At 57.7% G+C, this 3,732-nt stretch carries 5 protein-coding genes and 3 tRNA genes; all 8 read left to right on the top strand.

The window, feature by feature from the left end:
• On the top strand, positions 1–483 hold a 483-nt coding region (cgtA, locus tag SMC5_RS04135; RefSeq protein WP_119119713.1), incomplete at its 5' end, for an Obg family GTPase CgtA.
• On the top strand, positions 480–1,067 hold the full coding sequence (nadD, locus tag SMC5_RS04130) for a nicotinate (nicotinamide) nucleotide adenylyltransferase (RefSeq protein WP_119119712.1): 588 nt from the start codon (positions 480–482) through the stop codon (positions 1,065–1,067). The genes cgtA and nadD, both read left to right, overlap by 4 nt.
• Entirely contained in the window at positions 1,064–1,672 is a 609-nt protein-coding gene (yqeK, locus tag SMC5_RS04125) for a bis(5'-nucleosyl)-tetraphosphatase (symmetrical) YqeK (protein ID WP_119119711.1), read from the top strand. Before nadD ends, yqeK begins: the two co-directional genes overlap by 4 nt.
• Positions 1,673–1,715: 43 nt before the next feature.
• A tRNA-Gly gene (locus tag SMC5_RS04120) sits at positions 1,716–1,790 on the top strand.
• Positions 1,791–1,792: 2 nt separating this feature from the next.
• Positions 1,793–1,867, top strand: a tRNA-Cys gene (locus SMC5_RS04115).
• A gap of 21 nt (positions 1,868–1,888) precedes the next feature.
• Positions 1,889–1,975: transfer RNA gene (locus tag SMC5_RS04110), tRNA-Leu, on the top strand.
• A 223-nt stretch (positions 1,976–2,198) separates the two neighbouring features.
• A complete protein-coding gene (locus tag SMC5_RS04105; protein ID WP_165846225.1) occupies positions 2,199–2,450 on the top strand; it encodes a recombinase family protein in 252 nt (83 codons plus the stop codon).
• 677 nt (positions 2,451–3,127) lie between these two features.
• On the top strand, positions 3,128–3,732 hold a 605-nt coding region (locus tag SMC5_RS04095), incomplete at its 3' end, for a chemotaxis protein CheB (RefSeq protein ID WP_133299160.1).

Here is a 3,732-nt window from a genome sequence, read left to right as displayed (position 1 = left end):
AGTGAACAGCTCGCAGGCAAGCCCCGATTGATTGTCGTCAACAAGATCGACCTGATTTCCGCGCAGAAGCGCACAGGGATTCGTACCCACTTTGTCCATCAAGGTATCGAGCCTCTGATGATTTCCGCACTGGAGAATCGTGGCATTGATGCCGTCATCGAACGCGGATTGGCTCTCGTGCAGTCTGCGCCTGTGCCTCCTCGCGAACAGGTGACGAGGATCTACAAGCTGAAATTGTCCGATGAGACATTCGAGATCTCCCGGCTTCCCGACGGTATGCTCAGTGCATCAGGACGCTATCTCGACCGGATTATCCACACGACCGACTTCGAGAAGCCGTTCCAGGTCACATTACTGGACCAGAGGATGCGCAAGATCGGCGTCGAAAAGGCTCTCCGCAAGAAGGGAGCCCATGACGGACAGAGCGTCATGATCGGCGGCCACGTATTCACTCTGGGGGAAGAGACAACCACCAAACGATGAAGACTGTGCTGTATGGGGGAGCGTTCGACCCTGTCCACGCCGGCCACGTTTTTGTCGGCCATGAGGCTCTTCGTCTCATGGCCTTTTCTACGCTCATTCTCATCCCCACCGGTCTTCCCAACCCGGACTTTGACAAGTGCCTCTCCGCATCCGATGCTGATCGTGTGGCGATGCTGCAGCTTGCCTTCGCAGGGGTGCCCGATGTGGAAATCTCTGACGTCGAATTGCGCCGTGAGCCACGACCATCCTATTTCGTGGACACACTCGAAGGCCTCCGTCCGAGGCTGGGCGCGGGAAAACCAGTGCTGCTTCTCGGTGAGGACCAGCTCTTGTCGTTCCCGCAGTGGCACAGATACCAGGATATCCTCGATCAAGTTGAACTATGGTTCGTCCCGCGCGCCGGTCGGCATCGTTCAGACAACCTGGAGATCCCTGCGAGGGCTCTGTTCGACATCAACCCCTTCGACAGCCTGTCGTCGACCCTGATTCGCAACAGGTTGCAACAGGGTCTGTCTGTCGATGGCCTGGTGCCCGCGTCCGTTGCCACATATATTGCAGGCCACGGATTATACAGAGGTCAGTGATACCGGAGGAGAGAGCCCACCTGGTCGACCTCGTCGCCGGGCGTGTTCCGAAGAAACGACTGAAGCACATGCTCCGTGTGGAGAAGCTGGCAGTGAGGCTTGCCCGTTTCTGGGGAGTATCCGAGGAGAAGGCCAGCGTTGCTTCTCTGCTGCACGATATCGCCAGGGATAAACCCGAGTCGTTCCTGCTCGAGCTGGTCAGAGACACAGATGACCCTCTGGTTTGTGAGATGGCTGAAACGTTCGCCCCGGTAGTCCTCCATGCCCCAGTCGGGGCGCTGATTGCCCGACGCGATTTTGGTGTGGATGATCCTGAGATTCTTCGGGCAATTGCTCTGCATACGACAGGTGCCCCCCACATGGACCGACTGGCGATGATCGTCTTCCTTGCCGACTATTGTGAGTCAGGCCGCCACTTCGTCGGTGTCGACGAAGTCCGCTCTCTCCTGTTCAGCAGTCTCGAAACCGCAATGTTGCGCGCACTTGAGCAGACACTGCTCTATCTGCGCCAGAATTGCCGTCCGATCGACAGACATACACTCGACGCAATGACTGCTTTTTCACGTCTGGCTGAAGAAGACTCACAGCGCCTTCATCAGGGTTGACAGAAGCCTTCACACTGTGTAGAATACGGGTGTATATGATTGTGCGGGAGTAGCTCAGGGGTAGAGCATCGGCTTCCCAAGCCGAGTGTCGCGGGTTCAAATCCCGTCTTCCGCTCCAGAGGCGGCATAGCCAAGTGGTAAGGCAAGGGTCTGCAAAACCCTCATACCCCGGTCCGAATCCGGGTGCTGCCTCCATTTTTATATCCAGGCATCCCTGCCGGGATGGCGGAACTGGCAGACGCACGGGACTTAAAATCCCGCGGTGGCAACACTGTGTGGGTTCAATTCCCACTCCCGGCACCAGACGTCCTTTCGAGGACCCGACCCCACTTCCAAGCTGTAGGCATGCGGGGAGAACGGAGGTTCCAAATCCCTTGCCGTCGAAGCTCGTTCCTTCCGGGAAAACGAACCTCTGTAGCCGCTTGCGTGTCGCCACATCCGAGCTTTCCCAGAGTGATCCCATCCCGTCCAGCAGTGTCAGACCAGCTTTCACGATGCTCATGTCAGTCCTCTGACTCTGGAGGCAGTGGCACTTCTCCTCCTCAAGCGCCTGGACGGACCGATCGACGTCGTCAAGAAGGTGTTCGCATGGAGAAGCCAGCGATGGACACTGCACGAGATTGCGGAGGCGTTGAACAAGGAGAGCGCCACCCGGCGAGGGATGCGCTGGCAGCCAAGGCAAGTCTCGAGGATTCTCGAGCACCGGAGTCTGTACCGCGGGCGCTATGCCTATGCGAAGACTGAAACGAAAGGCCAGCAGGAAGCGATCCTGCGCTAACGCCGGACACCTCGGAAAACGACAAAGCACCTCTTGTGAGGTGCTTTTCTGCTACGGTGGAGCGGCGTGTCCGCCATTTGACTTGTGTGGAACGGCGACATTCGTTGGGACGTACAACGTAGTCATGGAGAATACTAGTGGTCTCGGCAATACGTGCCAGCGTAACGTTTCGGCGTCAACCACCGCGCGAAGTCTCCTGCACTACTTCGAATCACTGAATGGCTGACTCATCGGTTGCGAGTGTGCGTGGCACGCCAGATCAGGAACCTGTTTCAAATTGCGTCTTTCAACTAACGTGTTACTATGGTAAAAGAGTAGTTGCCTTCATCTCAAGTGCCCACAAGGAGGGACACAATGAAGGGAACCATTGCCATCATAATCGATGGACACGCATCTGACAAACAGCTATCAGGGTGGAAACGGCAACTTCAGGACTTCTTCAGAGCCAGCGCACCTGAGTGCTACGATACTCTTGTGACAGGCATCCTCCTTTGCCGGAGGGAAGGGGAACATGGCCATGGAATGACGACAGGAGACGCAGACAAACGGGTCATGGCTATGCTCAGGGGACTGTGGCCTGCTCCATATTCGCTGGATAGTCGAATGTAAAAGAGACGTTGTGGTGTGCCAACCAGGGTTCGCGATCCCTGGGAGAGCGAAGAAGCAAGGGGGGTATCATGACAGCAAGAGCCGGCAACAAAGCGAGCACAGCGAGAGCGCCAGTCAAGGCCAAGGCAATCAAGACACAGAAGATCTCTGGAAAAGCAGCCGAGGCGCATGAGACGGCGAACGGACCCTCTGCTGGATTCCCCATCGTTGGCATCGGCGCGTCGGCCGGGGGACTGGCAGCGTTCGAAGCCTTCTTCTCGGGCATGCCCGCCGACACCGATCCGGGCATGGCCTTTGTGCTCGTACAGCATCTGGCCCCTGACCACGAGAGCATCCTCACGGATCTCATCCGGCGCTATACCCGCATGGAGGTCTCCCAGGTCGAGGATGGAATGGTCGTGCACCCCAATTGCGTCTACATCATCCCGCCGGACCGCGACATGGCCTTCCTGAATGGCACACTCCAGTTGCTGGAACCATCCGCACCGCGTGGCCAACGCCTGCCCATCAACTTTTTCTTCCACTCCCTGGCCCAGGACCAGCACGAGCGGGCCATCTACATCGTGCTTTCGGGCACTGGCAGCGACGGCACCCTGGGCGTGCGAGCCATCAAGAGCGAGGGAGGCATGGTCATGGCCCAGACCCCTGATTCCGCCGAGTACGACGGCATGCC

Source organism: Candidatus Cryosericum odellii (assembly GCF_003570935.1).
In the GTDB taxonomy this organism is placed as follows: Bacteria; Caldisericota; Caldisericia; order Cryosericales; family Cryosericaceae; genus Cryosericum; species Cryosericum odellii.
Note: the sequence above shows the minus strand (reverse complement) of the source record. Positions and strands in the feature narration are given on the sequence as shown.

Bases quoted from the DNA above. Each gene is read 5' to 3' on its own strand.
- nadD (WP_119119712.1), top strand. From the start codon at position 480: ATGAAGACTGTGCTGTATGGGGGAGCGTTCGACCCTGTCCACGCCGGC.